A 19,997-nucleotide genomic window follows, 5' to 3' on the forward strand; every position below is an offset into this window, starting at 1 on the left:
TTCTACTTCATTTTCAGCCAATTATTTATAATTTTTTCTCCATATGGAGTTAAAATAGATTCTGGATGAAATTGTACTCCACGTATATCATAAAATTTATGACGCAAAGCCATGATTTCTCCCTTATCTCCAATAGCTGTAATCTGAAGTTCTTCAGGAAAATTATGTGGAGATATAATCCAAGAATGATAACGACCAACTTTGATCTCTCTAGGTATTTTTTGAAAAATAATTTCTTTTGGATCAACAATTTTTATAGAACTAGCTATTCCATGATAAACTTCTTTTGTATTAAGAAGAGTAGCTCCAAACACCTCTCCTATAGCTTGTTGTCCTAAGCAAACTCCAAAAATACTTTTGGTAGAAGCAAAAGTTTTTACTAAAGGTTTTAAAATATGTGCTTCATCAGGAATTCCAGGTCCTGGAGAAAGAATAATTTTGTTATATTTTTCTATTTCAGAAAGTTTAATTTCATTATTTCTAAATACTTGTACAGGATTTTTTGTTAATTTTTTTACAGCATGAACAAGATTATAAGTAAAAGAATCATAATTATCTAAAATCAGTATTTCATTCATAATACTTCATATATTTTTAGCTAATTCTATAGCTTTAAATAAGGCCATTAGCTTATTATTTACTTCTTCTAACTCTTTTTCTTCTTTAGAATCAGAAACAATTCCTGCTCCAGCTTGAAAAAAAAGAGTATTATTTTTGCTGACAAAAGAACGAATTACTATAGCTGTATTCATACAAGAATTATTCAATCCAAAGAAACCAATAGCTCCTCCATATATTCCTCTATGTTGATTTTCCATTTTGTCTATCAATTCCATTGCTTTATACTTCGGAGCTCCTGATAAAGTCCCTGCAGGGAAAGTGTCTCCAAATACTTTTATAATGGATATATTCTCTTCCAGTCTTCCAGATACTTTAGATACCATATGCAGGACATGAGAAAAAACTTGAATTTCTTTAAATCCTTCTACTTTTACATCGGAAGAATTTTTACTCAAATCATTTCTTGCTAAATCTACTAACATGACATGTTCTGCATTTTCTTTTGGATTATCAGCCAGATTTTTAGATAATTTATTATCCTTTTCTTCGTTTCCAGATCTTCGTATAGTTCCTGCTATTGGATTAATATAGGCTATTTGATTATTAATGATTAATTGTGATTCTGGAGAAGAACCAAATAATTTATAACTTCCATAATCAAAATAAAAAAGATATGGAGAAGGATTTATAAATCGTAGGGCACGATATACATTAAATTCATCTCCTGTAAATTTCTGTTGAAACTGACGAGATAACACTATTTGAAAAACATCTCCCCGTAAACAAGCTTTTATTCCTTGGGATACCATTTTTTTGTATTCTATATCCGTAACATTTGAAGAACGATTTCCTACAGATTTAAATGGAAAAGAAGGAAAATTTTTCTTTTTTATTAATTCTACTAATTGATCTAGGTTAGTTTTTTTATCGAAATTAACAAATTGATGTTCAATTAAGTAAATTTCATTGTAAAAATTTCTGAATACAATTAGGTTTCTATAAAAACCAAATCGTATTTGCGGAAGATGATATATTTCTTTAATTGGAGAATGAAATTGAATGTTTTCGAAATATTGAATACTATCATAAGATATGTACCCATATAAACCGGAATAAGAAATAGAAGTATTTTCACTTTCAAATTTTTTGAAAAATTCCTCAATTAAAATTTGTATGTCCAACTGATCATTTATGAAAATATGTTTATGAACACAATTTGGATATGATATTCGCAATACATTTTTATCTAGAATAAATTCTGAAACTGGATTAATGCAAAGAATAGAAGAATTATTTTTGGAAATTTGATGATCAGAAGATTCTAACAATAATGTATTTGGAAAAATATCTCTTAGTTTTAAATATAATTCTATTGGTGTAGTACTATCAGCTAAAATTTTTTTCTGAATAGTTCTAAAATTAAATTTAAACATAGTTTATGGTATTTGTATATGATGAAAAAAGGCCGTCATAAAGACAAGCCTTGTGAATATTGTTGGTATAACATCTACCCTCAATTAATTTAAGAATACCATTTACTTTAGAAATGACATTTACCTCATGCAAATATAAATAAATTTTTATATCTATGGATATTAATTATGAATAGTATAATTTATTATATGAAAATATTCATTTTTGCTTGTTTTCTTTTTATATTTTCTTATTATATGGAAGCAATGGAAAGAAAAATATTGAATCTGAACGAAGATTCTGTTAATACAGATAATACAGAGATAGAAAAAGAAAAAAATTATATCGAAGTTTATCTTCCTAATTATCAGGATTACAGATTTTGGACAGAGGAAAATAATTTAAAAAAAACTTTATTAAACATAGAATCTTTTTCTATTGAAAAATATTATTCTCATAATTTTTTTAAACATGATGATTTTGGTTTTTTTTATAATCAAGGAAATGAAAAAAATTTATTGATTCCTAATAGAAGGATTCCACAAAAAAATCTATTTCATTCTCAGAATATTCTTTTTTTTAAGGATCCTTTTTTTTCTCGTGAAAAGATTCAATATTTTGATGTTCAAACTCCTCTATCAGAAATTTTTTATGAGAATAATTTATTTCAAGAAAGAGGATTGGGAGGTTTTTTTTCTCAAAGTCCAAATGAAAAAATCAATTATTCTATTGAATATAGAACTCTTAATTTGAAAAAAAAACTTGATTTTGAAAAAAATCAAAATTTATTGATAACTACTTTGAGCTATCAGGATCAGGATGATTATTATTATAAATTATGGGGACATTATATTTTGCAAAAATTTTATCTCAAAGAAAGAGAAGAAGTCATCAAATGGATTAAAAATTACAATTACAAAAATGTTTTTTTTGATCAAAAAAAATTTACTCATAACAGATTTTACATAAGTTTTATTCAAAAAATTTTTCATGAAAAAAATAAATTGTTTTTTTTTAAAACTTATATGGAATATGAAAAATATTCTAAAAGTCATTTTTTTTCTGAACAAAAAAATAAAATAAATCATTTTGATTTGAAAAATGGTTTTTCCTTGATGTTTAAGAAAAATAAATTTGAAATAGAAGTAGGATCAATTTTTGATAAAATACATTATCAATTGTTTTTACTCAATGAGTATAACAATAGAATAATTCCTAAAAATAAGTATATAAACAATATGTCCATAGAAACTCAAATAAATTATCCTATTAATAATATTTTGAAATTTCATTCACACAGTAAATGGACAATGGAATATAATAATTTGAAAAAAACATATTTTCAAATGAATATGAAATTTAATACATTTTTATTTTCAAAATTTGATTTTTCAAGTCAATTATATATTTCTGAAAATAAAGGAGTTAATCCTGATTATATTCATCTTTATATTCTAAGAGAAAATGAAGATTGTTATAACAATCAACGAAGTAATATGCTGAGTTTTGATAAAGAAAAAACAATAGATTTTTCTTTGTTTTACAATAAAAATTTTCATTTTTCTTTTTATATTTCTAGATTGGATCATTCCTTTTTAGACGAAAAAAAAGAAATGGAAAAATTTTTATATCGAAAGGATGTCCAATCATACGGATTAAAAATAAAAACAACACAAGACGTATGGAAGTTTCAATTTCATAATCTTTTTATGTATCAAAAATATAACTCTGATCCATTAGTTTTTTCTATCCCCAATTTTTTATCAAGAAGTACAATATCTTATCAAGATAATTATTTTAATAAGTCTTTATCAATAAAAACTGGTTTTTCTGTCCATTATTTCAGCCATTTTTATTATCAAAAAATTTATTATCCTTTTGATATTTATCTTTTTCCTTCGGAAAAAGAATGTTATCCAAATAAGATTGGAGGAAATCCTTTTATGGATTATTTTTTAAACTTAAAGATATATAGAACCATATTCTATCTTAGTATTCAAAACATAGGATTTCATTCTATTTATAGCCCTTTTAACAAAAAAGAATTATTTATTCGAACTGGATTTTCATGGACTCTTTTTACTTGATTCAAAAAATTTATAAATTTTTATAAAAAAACGTAATTTTATTCATCAAAAGTTAATAAAAATGAAAAAATTTTTTTATTTTATATTACTTTTTTTGATGTCTTTGTTTTCATCTTTATCAAAAGAAAGAAAAGAAAAGGAAATAGAAAGTGTCATTGAGTACATTAAAAAATATGCTGTTTTTGCTATTGAAGAAATGGAAAAATTTGGGATACCAGCTAGTATTAAATTAGGACAAGGAATTTTAGAATCTTCTAGTGGAAATAGCCCATTATCCAAAGCAACAAATAATCATTTTGGAATTAAATGTGGTAAAAACTGGATAGGAGATATTTATTATCATAATGATGATCTTCCAAAAGAATGTTTTCGTAAATATAATTCTGTTCGAGAATCTTTTCAGGATCATTCTAAATTTTTGCAACAACCACGTTATTCTAAATTATTTCTTTTTAAAAGAAATGATTATCGATCTTGGGCAGCAGAACTGAAACAGGCAGGTTATGCTACATCATTAAATTATGCCGATTTGTTAATTAATCAGATAGAAAAGTATCTCCTATGGAAGTTCGATGAAGAAAATTCTTATGGAATAGAAAAAAAAATAAACTTATACTTGACATCTATTATGCATATGCAAAAGAAAAACGATTCTTTTTTCAAGAAAAAAATACATTTCTTTTATAAAATTTTTCTTTTGATTAAAAAAAAATTAAACTGTACAAAAACAAGTTTAAATAATTAAATATTATATATATGAATCCTAAAAATTTGAGGTACAGTAAAAATCATGAATGGATTGGATTAGAAATCCAAAAAAACAGAAAAGCTTATATAGGAATTACTCACTTTGCTCAAAGTGAGTTGGGTGATATTGTTTATCTAGATATAGAAAATTCCATAATAGGAGAAAAAATAAAAGAAGGAGATCCATTTGGAACAATAGAAGCGGTAAAAACTGTTTCAGATTTGTTTATGCCTGTTTCAGGTTGCATACTTGCAATTAATAAAAAATTATTATCCCAACCAGAAATTATTAATAAAAGTTATTATGACGAAGGATGGATTCTACAAATAGAAATCTTAGACATAGAAGAATATAATAGATTGATGTCTTTGGAAGAATACAAAAAATATATACAGGAACCTAATTAATCAAGAATTATAATTTTTTATTATGAAGAAACATGATTTTTTTGATTTTTTGAATGATAAAAAAATTGCAGAAAAAGTAATTGATTTTAATCATAATAATATTACGACTGTTCGTTTTTTAATCCCTTCCATCCATTGTAGTTCTTGTGTTTTTGTTTTGGAAAGTTTATCTAAGTTTCATAAAAATATTCTAGAATCTACTGTTGATTTTTCCAGTAAACAAATTTGGATAACATTCAATAATGTTGAATTGAAATTAAGTCATTTAGCTAAAATTCTTGATAAGATGGGATATAGACCTTCTATTAATTTTGAATCAATAGAAAAAAGAAAAAAGAACACATTTGACAGAAAATTAATAGGAAAATTAGCTATTTCCTTTTTTTGTTTTGGAAATATTATGCTTCTAGCTATTCCAGAATATGTTGGGGCTTATCAAGATCCATGGTTCTTGAAAAATAGAAACTTTTTCCGTTATTTAATGTTATTTTTATCTTTACCAGTTGTAATATCTTCTTTTTCAGATCATATAAGATATGCCATTTTTGGATTAAAGAAACATGTTTTGAATATGGATGTTCCTATTTCCATAGGAATATTGGTTCTTTTTTTATGGAGTTGTTATGAAATTTTTTTTGATTTAGGTTCTGGATATTTTGATAGTATTTCTAGTTTTTCCTTACTTTTACTTGTGAGTAGAATCCTTCAAATTTATACTCATGATAAAATTATTTCTTTTGACAAGAATTATAAATCTTTTTATCCAGTTTTAATAACAAAAATATATAAAAATGAAAAAGAAGAAAAAGTTTTACTTTCTTCTTTAAAAAAAGGAGATACTATTCTAATTAGAAATGAAGAAATTATTCCTGCAGATTCTATCCTTATGAAAGGAAATGCAGTTTTGGATAACAGTTTTATTACAGGAGAATCCTGTTTAATAAATAGGGAAATAGGAGATCGTATCTATGCTGGTTCTAAACAAAAAGGAGAAGCTATTATTTTAAAGTTGATGAAAAGTGTGGATCATAGTTATTTAAGTTTATTGTGGAATAAAAATAAATTTAATTCTCATAAAAAATTGTTTTACTTGAATTCAATATCCACTAGATTTAGTCAGTATTTTACTCCTACTATTTTAATGATTTCTATAATAACTGGAATATATTGGTACTTAAATAATAATATATCAAAAATATTTCAAACTACTTTTTCAGTTTTAATCATCACTTGTCCTTGTGCTTTAGTTCTTTCTACTCCATTGATATTTGGAAATATAATACGTTTTTTTTCTAAAAAAAGTTTTTATATCAAAGATATTTTCACAATGGAAAGGATTTCTGCAATAAAAACTTTAATTTTTGATAAAACAGGAACTATAACTGATCCAAATAAAGAAAAAATATTTTTTATAGGAAATATAAAATATGAGGAAAAAAAGATCATAGCTTCTTTATTAAAAAATTCTAGTCATCCTTTAAGTCAAAGGATATTATCAGAGTTATCTATAAAAGATTTTTATTCCATAAAGAAATTTAAAGAAATAATGGGACAAGGATTAGAAGGAGTCATAAAAAATATACCGGTTAAAATAGGATCTAAAAAATATTTAGGAGTTACAAAAACAATAAATGATAAAAATAAAACAACAGTATTTATTTCTATAAACAAAAAATTTATAGGTTATTTCTTATTTAGAAATTATTACAGAAAAGGAATAAAGAAAATTTTTCAAAACTTGAAAGAATATAAAATAATTATTCTTTCTGGAGATCATAATGAATTAGAAAAAAAATACTTGAAATCTATCTTGCCCAAAGATAGTGAAGTTTTTTTCAATCAGAGTCCAGAAGATAAACTAAATTATGTTAAAAAATTACAAAAAAAAGGAGAAAAAATAATGATGTTTGGAGATGGGATTAACGATTGTGTAGCACTAAGTCAAAGTGAAGTAGGGGTTGCTGTGTCTGAAAATCCAACTAATTTTTTTCCAAGTTGTGATGCTTTTTTGCAATCTAATTGTTTGAATAAAATTTTCTTATTTTTGAAAATATCCAGAATATCTAGAAAGTTAGTGATTGTCAATTTTATGATTAGTTTATTTTATAATATAATAGGAATTTTTTTTGCTGTTACCGGTAATTTAAAACCTATTATAGCAGCCATTTTAATGCCTTTAAGTTCTTTTTCTGTTATTTTTTTCTCTATTGTATCTACTTGGATTCTTTCACGAAGATTTATTTTTTAAAAATTCTGAAATTTTTATTATGGACATATTAATTATTATGATATTATCTAGTATTTCTTTAGGAGCATTTTTTCTCATATTTTTTTTAATTGGTCTTTATTCCGGACAATTTGATGATTATGAATCTCCTAGGATCAGAATCTTAATCGATGATATTGAAAAAAATTAATTAATAATGATTTTCTAATGAAATTAATAAATGCATCATACTATTACAATAATCGTATTGTAAAAGCTTTTTTATACGCTACTATATTTTGGGCTCTTATTGGATTTTTATCTGGATTGTTCATAGCCTTGTTGTTGTTTTATCCTGAAATTCCTGAATTTATTTTTGGAAATAAACTCAAGGATTCTCAAGGAGTCATGGGCTTTGGAAGATGGAGAATGTTACATACCAGTACTGCTGTTTTTGCTTTTGTCGGGAATATAATTTTTACAGGATATTATTATGCTTTACAACGTTTATTAAAGACTAGAGTTTTTAGTGATACTCTCAGTTGGATTCATTTTTGGGGATGGCAAATATTTATTATTTCTACTTGGATTACTTTTTTGTTAGGAATAAACACTAGTAAAGAATATGCTGAGCATGAATGGCCTATAGATATAGTAGTTTTTTTAATTTGGATTGTTTATGGGATTAATATGATAGGAACTATTTTAAATAGAAGAATCAAACATTTATATGTTAGTATTTGGTTTTTGTTAGGAACATGGGTTGCTGTAGGTATGTTACATTTATTTAACAATCTAGAGTTGCCTATATCTCTTTTATCTTTTAAAAGTTATTCTATATATGCTGGAGTACAAGACGCTTTAATGCAATGGTGGTATGGACATAATGCTGTTGCATTTATTTTGACTACCCCTATATTGGGATTAATGTATTATTTTGTTCCTAAAGCATCCAATCAACCTATTTATTCTTATAAACTTTCTATTATTCATTTTTGGTCCTTAATATTTGTATATATATGGGCAGGCCCTCATCATTTAATGTATACATCGCTTCCTAATTGGGCTCAAATGTTAGGGACTATTTTTTCAATCATGTTAATTGCTCCTTCTTGGGGTGGAATGTTGAATGGATTACTTACACTAAGAGGAGATTGGAATCAAGTAAAAAAAAATCCTATTTTGAAATTTTTTGTGGTGGGAATTACTTGTTATGGAATGGCGACCTTTGAAGGCCCTATGCTTGCTACCAAAACTTTGAATTCTATTGGCCATTTCACAGATTGGGTTATAGCTCATGTTCATTTAGGAACTTTGGGATGGAATGGATTTATGGCTTTTGGAGTTATATATTGGCTAACACAAAAAATATGGAATACTAAATTATACTCTATATCATTGGCTAATATTCATTTTTGGTTAGGTGTTTTAGGAATTGTATTGTATATTTTTCCTATGTATTTTGGGTCTATATTACAATCTATGATGTGGAAAAAATTTAATCCTGATGGAACTTTAGCTTATAAAAATTTTTTAGATTCAGTTTTATCCATTATTCCATTTTATAAAATTAGATTTATAGGTGGAATGATTTACTTTTTAGGTTTCATTTTAATGATCTATAATGTTTTTAAAACAATCCAAAAAGGTTATTCAATTAATAATGAAGAATTCAAGTGCGATCCATTTTATGGAAATCTAAAAGAAAAAAATGAAAAATTTCACAGTTGGTTAGAAAGAAAACCAATACAATTAACGATTCTTTCTTTTATAGCAGTGGCCATTGGAGGATTTATAGAAATAATTCCTACTTTAGTGATTAAATCGAATGTTCCTACTATTCATAATGTAAAACCTTATAGAGCCCTTGAATTAGAAGGTAGAGATTTATTTGTTAGAGAAGGATGTAATGCTTGTCACAGTGCTCAAATACGTCCATTTAGAGATGAGGTAGTTCGTTATGGAGAATATTCTAAAGCCGGAGAATTTGTATATGATCATCCATTTCTTTGGGGATCTAAAAGAACAGGTCCAGACTTGGCTAGAGAAGGTGGGAAAAACCCTAATTCTTGGCATTATAATCATATGAATAATCCAAGATCAACTTCTCCTGGATCTATTATGCCAAGATATCCTTGGCTAATTTATAATAAGTTAGACAGGTCTAATACAGAAAAAAAAATAAAAGCAATGGTTAAATTGGGAGTTCCATATACTTTGGAATATATAAAGAATGTAAATCAAGATATGGATCGTCAAGCAAATAAAATTGTGTCTGATATTTATAAGGAGTATCCCAATTTAAAAATAGAAATTAATCAACAAAAAAAAGTAGAAAAAGAAAAATTTGTTTCTTTAGATAAAAGAGAAATTATAGCTATCATTGCTTACTTACAAAGACTGGGAACAGATATTAAATCTTAAAAATTAATGATAAGTTTTTTTAAAAAATATTTTACAGAAGAAAAAAATGTAGGGATTTTTCAATCTATTATGTTAATTTTATTTTTGTTAGTTTTCTTTTTTATTTTATTTTTTGTATTTTCAAAGCCGAAAAAATATTATGAAAAAATAAGTTTGATTCCTTTAGAAGGAGAAAAAAAAAGAAAAGGGTATGAGATCTAGAATTTCTTCTTTTATTATGATTCCTTCTTTTTTATCTGTCATAATATTTATGTTATATGTATTTTTTAGAAGCTATGATCGTATATCTTATTTAGTACATCCTATTACTGTATCTTTTTTGATTATAACTACGATATCATTATGGATTTTGGAATTTATTAATAATTTGATTTTTAGAAAAAAATTACAGTTTCTGGCAGAAGAAGAAAAGAAAAAAATTTTTGAAGAAAACGAAGGAAATTATTTTTATAGATTTTATAAATTTATATTTCATGATCCTAAAAAAATGAGTGATGGAGTTAAAAAAATAGATCATGGATTTGATGGAATTATAGAATTAGATAATCAATTACCAATGTGGTGGGTGCATCTTTTTTATTTAACAATTGTTTTTTCAGCAATTTATTTTTTTTCTTATTTACTAATGGATTTCTCTAATCCTTATAAGGAATATGAAATAGCTTACAAAAATCAGTTGAAAGAAATAGAAATTTTTGAAAAAAATACTCCACAGGCGACTATAGAAAATGCTTTTTTTAAGGATCATTTAATTAATAGTGGTAAAATTCTTTTTGATGAGAATTGTGCAACTTGTCATCAATCGGATGGAAGTGGAAATATAGGTCCTAATTTAACTGATGATTATTGGATCAATACTAAAGAAAAAGATTTATTTAAAAATATCTTCTCTATCATATGGAATGGAAGCGATAATAATCCAACTATGCGTGCCTTTGGAAAATCAGGAGAAATTAAAGGAAATGATATTGAAAAAATATCCAGTTATGTTTATTTTATTAATCAAAAATCTAAAAAACCTTTAATATATAAAGCTCCTCAAGGAAAAAAAATAACAGAATGGAGCCGAATATAAATTCTACTTGTACATTATTATACATCTCGATTTTTGCATTATCATTTAGTTTTACTGTTTTATAAAAATTTGAATTATGAAAATAAAATTCAATTGGGATGCCGGAATTGTGTTATCTTTAGTTATTTTTATAATCTTTATTATTTATATTTCCTTCTTTTTTCCCCATGTAGGGAGCCAGCTTGTATCAGACAGATATTATGAAGAAGAAATGAAATATCAAGAAATTATAAATGAAAAAAAAAATGTGTTAAAACTTCCTGATAGAATAAAAATTTTCATCTTATCTTCTGGAATTGAAATTTTATTTCCACCTATTAATGATGATTTTTATGGATTTTTTACTTTATTTAGATCATCTTCTAAAGATTTGGATTTAACGAGATCTTTCAAGATCTCTAAATCTTCAAAAAAAATATTATTTATTCCTAAAAAATTTTTGAAAAAAGGATATTATAAAATTATAATTAAATGGAAATCAGATAGAAAATATTTTTTAGAGGAAGATGTTTTTTGGAAATGACAATATTTTTTCAAAAATACTATTTCATAATTATTAATAAATATTTTAACATAATGAGAAAAAACATAAGTAGTTTTCGTGAAGAATCTTTAAATTATCATAGCCAATTTCCTTCTGGAAAAATACAAATTACACCTACAAAAAAATATAGCAGTCAAAGAGACCTTTCTCTTGCTTATTCTCCAGGAGTAGCAGAACCTTGTAAAGAAATAGCTCGTTCTTCTAGAGAAGTATATAAATACACATCTAAAGGAAATCTTGTAGCAGTCATTACTAATGGTTCCGCTGTATTAGGACTTGGAGATATTGGAGCATTAGCTTCTAAACCCGTTATGGAAGGAAAAGCTCTTTTATTTAAAATTTTTTCTGGAATTGATGTTTTTGATATAGAAATAGACGAATCTGATCCAGAAAAATTTATAGAAACAGTAAAAGCTATTGCTCCTACTTTTGGAGGAATTAATTTAGAGGACATAAAAGCTCCAGAAGCTTTTGAAATAGAGAGAAGACTTAAAAAAGAATTAAATATTCCTGTTATGCATGATGATCAACATGGAACAGCTATTATTTCAGGAGCAGCATTGCTTAATGCTATCAACTATGTTGGAAAAAAGATTCATGAAATTAAGATGGTTGTCAATGGAGCTGGTGCCGCTGCCATTTCCTGTACAAGAACTTATAAACAACTTGGGGTTAACCCTGAAAACATTCTTATGTTTGATAGTAAAGGTTTATTACATTCTTCAAGAAATGATTTGAATCAAGAAAAAAAAGAATTTGCTGTAAATATTTATCCAATTCAAAAACTGGATCAAGCTATCAAAAACGCGGACGTTTTCATTGGTTTATCTATAGGAGGAATTTTAACTCCTAACATGTTGAAAAGTATGGCAAAAGATCCGATTGTGTTTGCTATGGCTAATCCTGATCCAGAAATAGATTACAATTTAGCAATCAAAGTCCGTCCAGATGTTATTATGGCTACTGGAAGAAGTGATTATCCAAATCAAGTTAACAATGTTTTAGGATTTCCTTATATTTTCAGAGGAGCACTAGATGTTCATGCTAGTGTGATTAATGATGAAATGAAATTAGCAGCTGTACATGCTATCGCTTCTTTGGCAAAAGAACCTGTTCCAGAACAAGTAAACATTGTTTATAATAAAAAAAATATATTCTTTGGAAAAGAATATATTATTCCAAAGCCTTTTGATAATCGTTTGATTACTCGTGTTGCTCCTGCTGTAGCAAAAGCAGCTATGGATTCTGGAGTAGCAAGAAATCCTATCTTAGATTGGAAAATTTATCAAGAAAAATTGCTTGATAGAATGGGATACGAAAGTAAAATGCTTAGAATGATTCAAAATAGAGCTCGTACAAATCCTAAAAAAATTGTTTTTTGTAATGGAGAAGAATACGATATACTGAAATCCGTTCAAATTCTTCATGAAGAAGGAATTATTTCTGTTCCTGTTGTTTTAGGAAATGAAGATCGTATCAAACGTTTAATAAATGAAAATAACCTTGACTTTGAATTAGAAATTATAGATCCAGAAAAAGAAGAAAATAGAAAAAAGGTAGAATCCTTTTCTCAAATTCTTTGGAAAAGAAGAAACCGAAAAGGTTTAACTTTATACGATTCCAAAATGCGTATGCGTACCAATGATCACTTTGGAGCCATGATGGTCGATCAAGGAGAAGCAGATGCAGTAATTACTGGATATTCAAGAAGTTTTTCATTAAGTTTACGTCCGATGTTAGAAGTTATCGGTAGAGCAGATTCAGTTCACAAAACAGCAGGAATGATGATTTTGTTGACAAAACGTGGACCTTTATTTTTAGCAGATACAGCAGTCATTCCGGATCCAACAAGTGAAGAATTAGCTAGAATAGCTTTAATGGCTTCTCATGTGGTTAAAGGGTTTGATATTGAACCGCATATAGCAATGTTATCTTTTCAAAATTTTTCATCTGATTCAAAAACATCTACTAAAGTATCTAAAACAGTAGATTTTTTACATAAAAAATATCCAGACTTAATAGTAGATGGAGAATTACAACCTGATTTTGCTCTAAATGAATTTTTATTAGCTAGCAAATTTCCTTTTTCTAAACTCGTTAAAAAAAGAGCAAATATTTTTATTTTTCCAAATTTAGAATCAGGAAATTTAACTTATAAATTTATTAGAGGATTAGGAAATGTTCAAACTATTGGACCTGTAATGTTAGGAATGCGAAAACCGGCACATGTTATGCAAATGCAATCCAGTATAGAAGAAATAGTGAATTTAGCGACTTTATCTGTAATTGATGCACAAATTAGGAAGAATTAAAAACATGTGTTTTAATAAATACTTTTCTCCCAAAAAGAATTTTAACTTTTTTTTCAAAAAAAGTAGGAATAGAACTAGATGTATAAAAAATAGGATACTTACTATTACAGTTTGGATGAATACACAATAATTTTTCTTCATCTAATTTTTTTTTTATTTCCTGTACTACTATTTTCTGTATATTAATCAAATGAACTTTTCCATGATAAAATTTATCTATTTCTTGTTTAAGAAATAGATAATGAGTACAGGCTAGTAAAAGTGTATCTATTGATTTAAAATGATTTAAATAATTTTTTATAACATTTTTTTTTATTTTCAAACCTTTTTCAATCATTGGAGCCAATAAAGGTGTAGATATTTGAACAACATCTAAATGATGATAATATTTTTTTATTTTTTTTATATAAAAATTTGAACGTATTGTAGAAGGTGTCGCAATTATTCCTATTCTTTTGGAAGAAAGAAAAACTTGATTTTTCACTATAGGATCTATGACATTAAATATTAATATTTTTCTATGAAATTTTTGATGAATAGCATTTAAAGAATTAGATGTCATTGAATTGCATGCAATAACTAGTGCTTTACATTTCTTTTTATAAAGAAAAGAAGCTATTTTCATAGAATTTTCTATAATAAATTCTTTAGACTTATCTCCATAAGGCATATTTCCAGTATCTCCAAAATAAATAAAATTTTCATTAGGCATCCGCATTTTGATTTCTTTAGCTATAAGAAGTCCGCCAATTCCGGAATCAAATATTCCTATTGGAGATAATGGACTCACTTTCATATTATAAATTGAAAGGAAAACGAATCATTATGGTCAATACAGATAAAAAAAATAAAAATAAAATAGTATTAGTAATTTGTCCTTTTTGATATAATTTTTTGTAGAAAAAAATGAATATGAAAAAACCAATCATCATCATGATTGGATGTTCTATAAACTTAAAACGAGTTTTTTCTTGTTTTAAAATCTGAATTATTTCATTTTTGGATAAAGAAAAAAAGTAGGAATTCATCAATAATAAACCGATAAAAACTTGAAAAAGTATAATGAGGACGGTTACATTCAATATAATTCTAAAAAAAATCGTTCCTGCATTCATTTGGATTCCATAAAATCTGCTCCATAAAAGATAGATCATTACCATGATTAAAAAAGCAATAACTAAAAAAGCTATGTAATGATGTAATTTCAAAAAATATTTCATTCAAAAATCAATTATAGAATAATTTTCTATTTAATTTTTTTTTCAACCTAGCTGCTTTATTAACATGTATAATATTTTTCTTAGCTAATTTATCTATCATAGAAATTACAATAGAATGTTTTTCCTTATTTTTTTCTTTTAATAATTTTTTTATGGCTGTTTTTGTACTCTTATATGCATATTTGTTACGTAAACGTCTAGTATAGTTTTGTCTAATTCTTTTAAGAGAAGATAAATGATTTGTCATAATTAACAAAATTATAGTAGCCCATAGGGGAATCGAACCCCTCTTTCCAGGATGAAAACCTGACGTCCTAACCAATAGACGAATGGGCCTGATCAAAAAATAAGGAACACAAATTAAATTTTTTTTGTATTTAATACAAGTATTTTGTTTATATTTGATAAACAATTGGATTTACTTTTAAATAGTAAAAATTATCCTTATTATAAACTCTAAAATTTTTTTACTTATAGTTTATCATTTGATTTCTATTTCATTATATGGAAATGGAAATATAGAACATAAAAAAAAATGTGAAAGAATTTCTTTCAGAAAAAAGAAGCAAAACAGTATTAACTGCAAAAATTCGAAAAATTATTTTCAAATCATTAATCAAAAACTTTTTTTTAAAGAAAAAACAGAGTCTATTATAGAAAAAGCTAAGAATTATATGTTTACTCCATATAGATATGGGGGAAAGACTAAAACAGGAATAGATTGTTCTGCTTTTATAAGAAATGTCTTCGCTTCTTACAAAATATCTTTACCACGTATTTCTTATTTTCAAGCCAGAAAAGGTTTTTTTATTCCTAAAAAACAAATAGAAAAAGGAGATCTATTATTTTTTGCTACAGGAACGTCTAAAAAAATAAATCATGTAGGAATGGTAATCCACGTGAGCCCCAGAAATATATTTTTCATTCATGCTTCTACATCTAATGGTGTAATTATATCTCAATTATATCAAAAATACTGGAATCATCGATTTATTATGGCAAGAAGAATTATTTATTATTCATGATAATCAATTGAAAAACCTAAAGATTTTAAATCTTTCCAAAAGTTAGGATATGATTTTTCTACAACATTTGGATCCTCGATTTGTAAAAAAGAAGAACATAATCCAAATGGGGAAAAAGACATTGCCATTCTGTGATCCTGATAAGTTTTTATTCTTACAAAAGAATTGATTCTCTTTCGAGAGAAATCTGTGATTTCTAAACAAGAATCTGTGATTTTCGTTATCACTCCAAATTTTAATAATTCTTCCTTTAATGCTAAAAGCCTATCTGTCTCTTTAATTTTTAATGTCTCTAATCCTTTTAAACTACACTTAATTCCAAGTGCAGCACAAGTAACAACAATAGTTTGTGCAATATCTGGAGTTTGATTTAAATTTAAATCAATGAATTTCTGTGAAAAAAAATTGAATTTTTTTTTCAACGTAATTTCATTTTTTTCAAAAACAGTAGATATCCCAAAAGTTTTATCATATATAGAAGCTACTTCTCTATCTCCTTGTAAACTTTCATTGTTATATGAAGATAATGTGATGTGACTTTTTTTTGAAACAGCCACCATTGAATAGTAGTAAGAAGCAGAACTCCAATCTGATTCTATATAAAAGTATTTTTTTCCTTCATATTTTTTTGGATAAATTTGGATCACTTTTTCTTTCCAAGAGGTTTTTACTCCTGCTAAAGTTAGTAAATCAAAAGTCATCTTTATATATGGAATAGATGTTATTTTTCCTTCTAGATAAATTTCTAGTCCCGTTTTAAATTGACTAGCTATTAACATTAAAGAACTAATATACTGACTACTAATTTTTGCATCTATATCTATTTTTCCTCCTAAAATTTCCTTTCCAAAAATTTTTATTGGTGGATATCCCTTTTTTTCCAAATAATAAATTTCAGATCCTAGTTCTCTTAGAGCTTTTACAAGTACAGAAATGGGTCTTTCTTTCATTCTGTCTGATCCTGTTAAAACGACCTCTTTACCATTTTGAATAGCGAAATAAGAGGTTAGAAAACGCATAGCAGTTCCAGCATGATGAATATCTAATATGTTAGAAGTACTATTTAAACTTTTTTTTAATATTTCTGTATCTTCACAATTTGAGAGATTATCGATTTGTATATCGTCCTTATAAATAGCCTTTAAAATTAAAAGACGATTAGACACACTTTTAGATCCAGTTATAGATATAGAACCGAATAAAGAATTTTTTTTTTTATAAATATTAATGTAAGAAGACATATTTTATTTTAATTTTTCATTTTCATGATGTCTCGTATGATCTCTAATTTTTTTTTTCTTTAATTTTTTGTGAAAAGATTCTTCTAAATTAATTCCAGTTTGATTAGCTAAACAAACTAGAACAAATAAAACATCTGATAATTCTTCTCCAAGATCTTCATTTTTTTGACAATTTTTTTTTCTAGATTGCTCTCCATAGTATCTAGCAATAATTCTAGAAACTTCACCAACTTCTTCCGATAAAAGAATAGTGTTGGTTAATACGTCGAAATAACGAACTCCATGATTCATAATCCAATTATGAACCAATTTTTGTATATTTTTTATTTCCAAAATTTTATTGATTTTTTTTTTTTTTCAATAAAAACTGTACATGATTGACAATAGAATCACGATCAATATTATATTTTTTCAAAAGTTCCATGGGTTTTCCGCTTTCTCCAAAAATATCATTAACAGCTACTAAACTTTGAGGAACAGAACATTTATGAGTGGTAAGTATTCTTGCAACACTCTCTCCTAATCCTCCCCAATAATTGTGTTCTTCTGCAGTAACAATACATTTTGTCTTATTTACAGATTTTAAAATGGATTCTTCATCCAACGGTTTGATTGTATGAATATTAATAACTTCACATTCTATTCCTTTTTCTTTGGACAAAATTTGAGAAGCTTCTAGAGATTCCCATACTAAATGTCCTGTGCAAACAATGGTTACATCTTTTCCTTCTGTTAAAAAAACAGCTTTTCCGATTTCAAATATTTGATCCTCATCTGTAAAATTAGCTACAGCAGGACGTCCAAAACGTAAATATACTGGACCTAAATAATTAGCTATAGACAAAGTAGCAGCATAAGTTTGATTATAATCACACGTGTTAATAACAGTCATTCCAGGTAACATTTTCATCATTCCAATATCTTCTAAACTTTGATGCGTAGCACCATCTTCTCCTAAAGTTAATCCAGAATGAGAAGCACATATTTTTACGTTTTTATAAGAATAAGCAATAGATTGACGTATTTGATCGTAGACACGGGATGTGGAAAAATTGGCAAACGTTCCAGTAAACGGAATATATTTTCCAATGCTGAGTCCAGCTGCTATACCAATCATATTTGCTTCTGCTATTCCTATTTGAAAAAATCTTTCTGGAAATTCTTTAGAAAATTGATTCATAAATAAAGAGCTAGTCAAATCTGCACACAATGCTACCACTTGATTATTTGTTCTTCCCAAAAAAGTCAAAGCTTTACCAAAACCAGCTCTAGTTTCTTTTAGACCTTTATTTTCATATTTTTTCATATACTATTGTTTTTTTTGATCAATCAAATAAGGGATAATCTATTAAAGAGGTTTCATGAAGTTGAGATAAAGCTCTTTCTAATTCTTCTTTATTAGGATATTTTCCATGCCATGCATTATTTCCTACCATAAAATCTACACCGTATCCCATTTGAGTATATAGTATAATTAAAACAGGTTTTCCTTTTCCAGTTTCATTTTTTGCTATTTTTAAAACCTCAATCACTTTTTCAATATTGTTTCCTTCTAATTCTTCTAAAACTTTCCAATCGAAGGATTCAAATTTTTTTTTCAAGTTACCAAGAGGTAATACTTCATCTGTTGTTCCATCTATTTGTTGTCCATTGTAATCAATAGTTGCTATATAATTATCTATATTTCTGGATCCTGCATATAATATAGATTCCCAAATTTGTCCTTCATTTAACTCTCCATCTCCATGTAAACTATAAATTATTCTATGAAATTCTTTATTCAATTTTTTTGATAAAGCTGCACCAATAGCCACAGACATTCCTTGTCCTAGAGAACCAGAGGAAATACGGACACCGGGTAATCCTCTATGTACAGATGGATGTCCTTGTAAACGTGAATTTAATTTTCTAAAAGTAGATAATTCTTTTACTGAAAAAAACCCAGAACGAGCCAGTATACTATAATAAACAGGAGAAATGTGTCCATTAGATAGAAAAAAAAGGTCCTCTCCTTCTCCATCCATAGAAAATTTTTTTGGATTATAATGCATTATCTCTTGATATAAAGCTACAAAATATTCTGTACACCCCAAAGATCCACCTGGATGCCCAGATTTTGCATCATTGACCATTCGCAAAATATCTCTTCTAACTTGAGAACATAAATCCTTTAAATAACGTACATTCATTTTTATTTATTCAATTTTTTAACAAATTTTTGTTTGTATATTTTCGTAATTTCGTTTAATTATACAAAAGTAACAATTAATTAAATTATGAGTATTCTAAATAGAAAGGCAAAATTCCAATATCATTTTTTAGAATATTATATAGCTGGAATACAACTGTTTGGAACAGAAGTTAAATCAATTAGACAAAAAAAAGTCAATATTATGGAAAGTTTTTGTCAAATGATACATGGAGAATTGTATTCTATGAATATGTACATATCGGAATACAAATTTGGAACCAACTGTAATCATTCAATCAGAAGAGAAAGGAAATTATTATTGAAAAAAAAAGAATTGAAAAAAATAGATAAAAAACTGAAAAACAAAGGATTAACTATTGTTCCCATTGAGTTATTTTTTAATAGTAAGGGATATATAAAAGTGAAAATAGTTTTGGCTAAGGGGAAAAAAATATATGATAAACGTGAATCTTTACGAAAGAGAGATTCTTTGAGGGAAATTAAACAATCTTTAAAAATTATTTAATAATTAAAAATTGTATT

At 26.3% G+C, this 19,997-nt stretch carries 21 protein-coding genes and 1 tRNA gene; 12 read left to right on the top strand and 10 right to left on the bottom strand.

Annotated features, from left to right (window positions below; genetic code table 11):
• Positions 1-2: 2 nt before the first annotated feature.
• A complete protein-coding gene (locus H0H67_RS01105) occupies positions 3-578 on the bottom strand; it encodes an anthranilate synthase component II (protein ID WP_185859505.1) in 576 nt (191 codons plus the stop codon).
• 6 nt (positions 579-584) lie between these two features.
• Positions 585-1,994 (bottom strand): anthranilate synthase component I family protein, encoded by a 1,410-nt coding sequence (locus H0H67_RS01110; protein ID WP_185859506.1) that lies wholly within the window; start codon positions 1,992-1,994, stop codon positions 585-587.
• Between the two features lie 168 nt (positions 1,995-2,162).
• Here H0H67_RS01110 and H0H67_RS01115 point away from each other — a divergent pair, with 168 nt between their 5' ends.
• The 10 genes from H0H67_RS01115 to H0H67_RS01160 all read left to right on the top strand — a co-directional run bounded on the left by H0H67_RS01115 (position 2,163) and on the right by H0H67_RS01160 (position 13,777).
• A complete protein-coding gene (locus H0H67_RS01115; RefSeq protein WP_238784584.1) occupies positions 2,163-4,061 on the top strand; it encodes a putative porin in 1,899 nt (632 codons plus the stop codon).
• Positions 4,062-4,158: 97 nt separating this feature from the next.
• Positions 4,159-4,806 (top strand): glycoside hydrolase family 73 protein, encoded by a 648-nt coding sequence (locus H0H67_RS01120; protein WP_238784585.1) that lies wholly within the window; start codon positions 4,159-4,161, stop codon positions 4,804-4,806.
• Positions 4,807-4,817: 11 nt separating this feature from the next.
• Complete coding sequence (gene gcvH / locus H0H67_RS01125) at positions 4,818-5,216, top strand: glycine cleavage system protein GcvH (RefSeq protein WP_185859508.1); 399 nt, start codon at positions 4,818-4,820, stop codon at positions 5,214-5,216.
• Positions 5,217-5,238: 22 nt separating this feature from the next.
• Entirely contained in the window at positions 5,239-7,464 is a 2,226-nt protein-coding gene (locus tag H0H67_RS01130; RefSeq protein WP_185859509.1) for a heavy metal translocating P-type ATPase, read from the top strand.
• A 37-nt stretch (positions 7,465-7,501) separates the two neighbouring features.
• Positions 7,502-7,633: a cbb3-type cytochrome oxidase assembly protein CcoS gene (ccoS, locus tag H0H67_RS01135; RefSeq protein ID WP_238784586.1), complete on the top strand. Its 132-nt coding sequence runs from the start codon at positions 7,502-7,504 to the stop codon at positions 7,631-7,633.
• 17 nt (positions 7,634-7,650) lie between these two features.
• A complete protein-coding gene (gene ccoN / locus H0H67_RS01140; RefSeq protein WP_185859511.1) occupies positions 7,651-9,846 on the top strand; it encodes a cytochrome-c oxidase, cbb3-type subunit I in 2,196 nt (731 codons plus the stop codon).
• A 6-nt stretch (positions 9,847-9,852) separates the two neighbouring features.
• Positions 9,853-10,047, top strand: a complete 195-nt coding sequence (locus H0H67_RS03230) for a CcoQ/FixQ family Cbb3-type cytochrome c oxidase assembly chaperone (protein WP_185859512.1) — start codon at positions 9,853-9,855, stop codon at positions 10,045-10,047.
• Positions 10,037-10,921 (top strand): cbb3-type cytochrome c oxidase N-terminal domain-containing protein, encoded by an 885-nt coding sequence (locus H0H67_RS01150; protein ID WP_185859513.1) that lies wholly within the window; start codon positions 10,037-10,039, stop codon positions 10,919-10,921. The genes H0H67_RS03230 and H0H67_RS01150 overlap by 11 nt, the downstream gene beginning before the upstream one ends.
• Before the next feature lie 76 nt (positions 10,922-10,997).
• Positions 10,998-11,444 (top strand): FixH family protein, encoded by a 447-nt coding sequence (locus tag H0H67_RS01155; RefSeq protein ID WP_185859514.1) that lies wholly within the window; start codon positions 10,998-11,000, stop codon positions 11,442-11,444.
• Positions 11,445-11,497: 53 nt separating this feature from the next.
• Positions 11,498-13,777, top strand: coding sequence for an NADP-dependent malic enzyme (locus tag H0H67_RS01160; protein WP_185859515.1), 2,280 nt, complete (start codon positions 11,498-11,500; stop codon positions 13,775-13,777).
• Here H0H67_RS01160 and murI read toward each other — a convergent pair.
• From murI to H0H67_RS01180, 4 genes are all read right to left on the bottom strand, one after another.
• Positions 13,764-14,573 (bottom strand): glutamate racemase, encoded by an 810-nt coding sequence (murI, locus tag H0H67_RS01165; RefSeq protein WP_185859516.1) that lies wholly within the window; start codon positions 14,571-14,573, stop codon positions 13,764-13,766. The genes H0H67_RS01160 and murI overlap by 14 nt on opposite strands.
• A 1-nt stretch (position 14,574) precedes the next feature.
• Positions 14,575-14,997: a hypothetical protein gene (locus tag H0H67_RS01170; protein ID WP_185859517.1), complete on the bottom strand. Its 423-nt coding sequence runs from the start codon at positions 14,995-14,997 to the stop codon at positions 14,575-14,577.
• A 7-nt stretch (positions 14,998-15,004) separates the two neighbouring features.
• Positions 15,005-15,244 carry a 30S ribosomal protein S20 gene (rpsT, locus tag H0H67_RS01175; protein WP_185859518.1) on the bottom strand — a complete coding sequence of 80 codons (240 nt, stop codon included), beginning with the start codon at positions 15,242-15,244 and terminating at the stop codon, positions 15,005-15,007.
• Positions 15,245-15,261: 17 nt separating this feature from the next.
• Positions 15,262-15,333, bottom strand: a tRNA-Glu gene (locus tag H0H67_RS01180).
• A 149-nt stretch (positions 15,334-15,482) separates the two neighbouring features.
• On the opposite strand from H0H67_RS01180, the gene H0H67_RS01185 reads away from it, so the two are divergent.
• Positions 15,483-16,022, top strand: coding sequence for a C40 family peptidase (locus H0H67_RS01185; RefSeq protein WP_238784587.1), 540 nt, complete (start codon positions 15,483-15,485; stop codon positions 16,020-16,022).
• Here H0H67_RS01185 and H0H67_RS01190 read toward each other — a convergent pair.
• From H0H67_RS01190 to H0H67_RS01205, 4 genes are read right to left on the bottom strand one after another with little or no spacing between them, the layout of a single operon-like run.
• The gene (locus tag H0H67_RS01190) at positions 16,013-17,263 is read right to left on the bottom strand and encodes a 3-phosphoshikimate 1-carboxyvinyltransferase (protein ID WP_185859519.1); all 1,251 of its coding nucleotides are present in this window, start codon (positions 17,261-17,263) and stop codon (positions 16,013-16,015) included. The genes H0H67_RS01185 and H0H67_RS01190 overlap by 10 nt on opposite strands.
• Before the next feature lie 3 nt (positions 17,264-17,266).
• Positions 17,267-17,596 (bottom strand): nucleotide pyrophosphohydrolase, encoded by a 330-nt coding sequence (locus H0H67_RS01195; RefSeq protein ID WP_185859520.1) that lies wholly within the window; start codon positions 17,594-17,596, stop codon positions 17,267-17,269.
• Between the two features lie 4 nt (positions 17,597-17,600).
• A complete protein-coding gene (locus tag H0H67_RS01200) occupies positions 17,601-18,569 on the bottom strand; it encodes a transketolase family protein (RefSeq protein WP_185859521.1) in 969 nt (322 codons plus the stop codon).
• A gap of 19 nt (positions 18,570-18,588) precedes the next feature.
• The gene (locus tag H0H67_RS01205) at positions 18,589-19,452 is read right to left on the bottom strand and encodes a transketolase (protein WP_185859522.1); all 864 of its coding nucleotides are present in this window, start codon (positions 19,450-19,452) and stop codon (positions 18,589-18,591) included.
• A gap of 87 nt (positions 19,453-19,539) precedes the next feature.
• Here H0H67_RS01205 and smpB point away from each other — a divergent pair, with 87 nt between their 5' ends.
• Positions 19,540-19,980, top strand: a complete 441-nt coding sequence (gene smpB, locus H0H67_RS01210) for an SsrA-binding protein SmpB (protein ID WP_185859523.1) — start codon at positions 19,540-19,542, stop codon at positions 19,978-19,980.
• Positions 19,981-19,997: the final 17 nt, after the last annotated feature.

The sequence above is a fragment of the Blattabacterium cuenoti genome, assembly GCF_014251575.1.
Taxonomy (GTDB): Bacteria; Bacteroidota; Bacteroidia; order Flavobacteriales; family Blattabacteriaceae; genus Blattabacterium; species Blattabacterium cuenoti_N.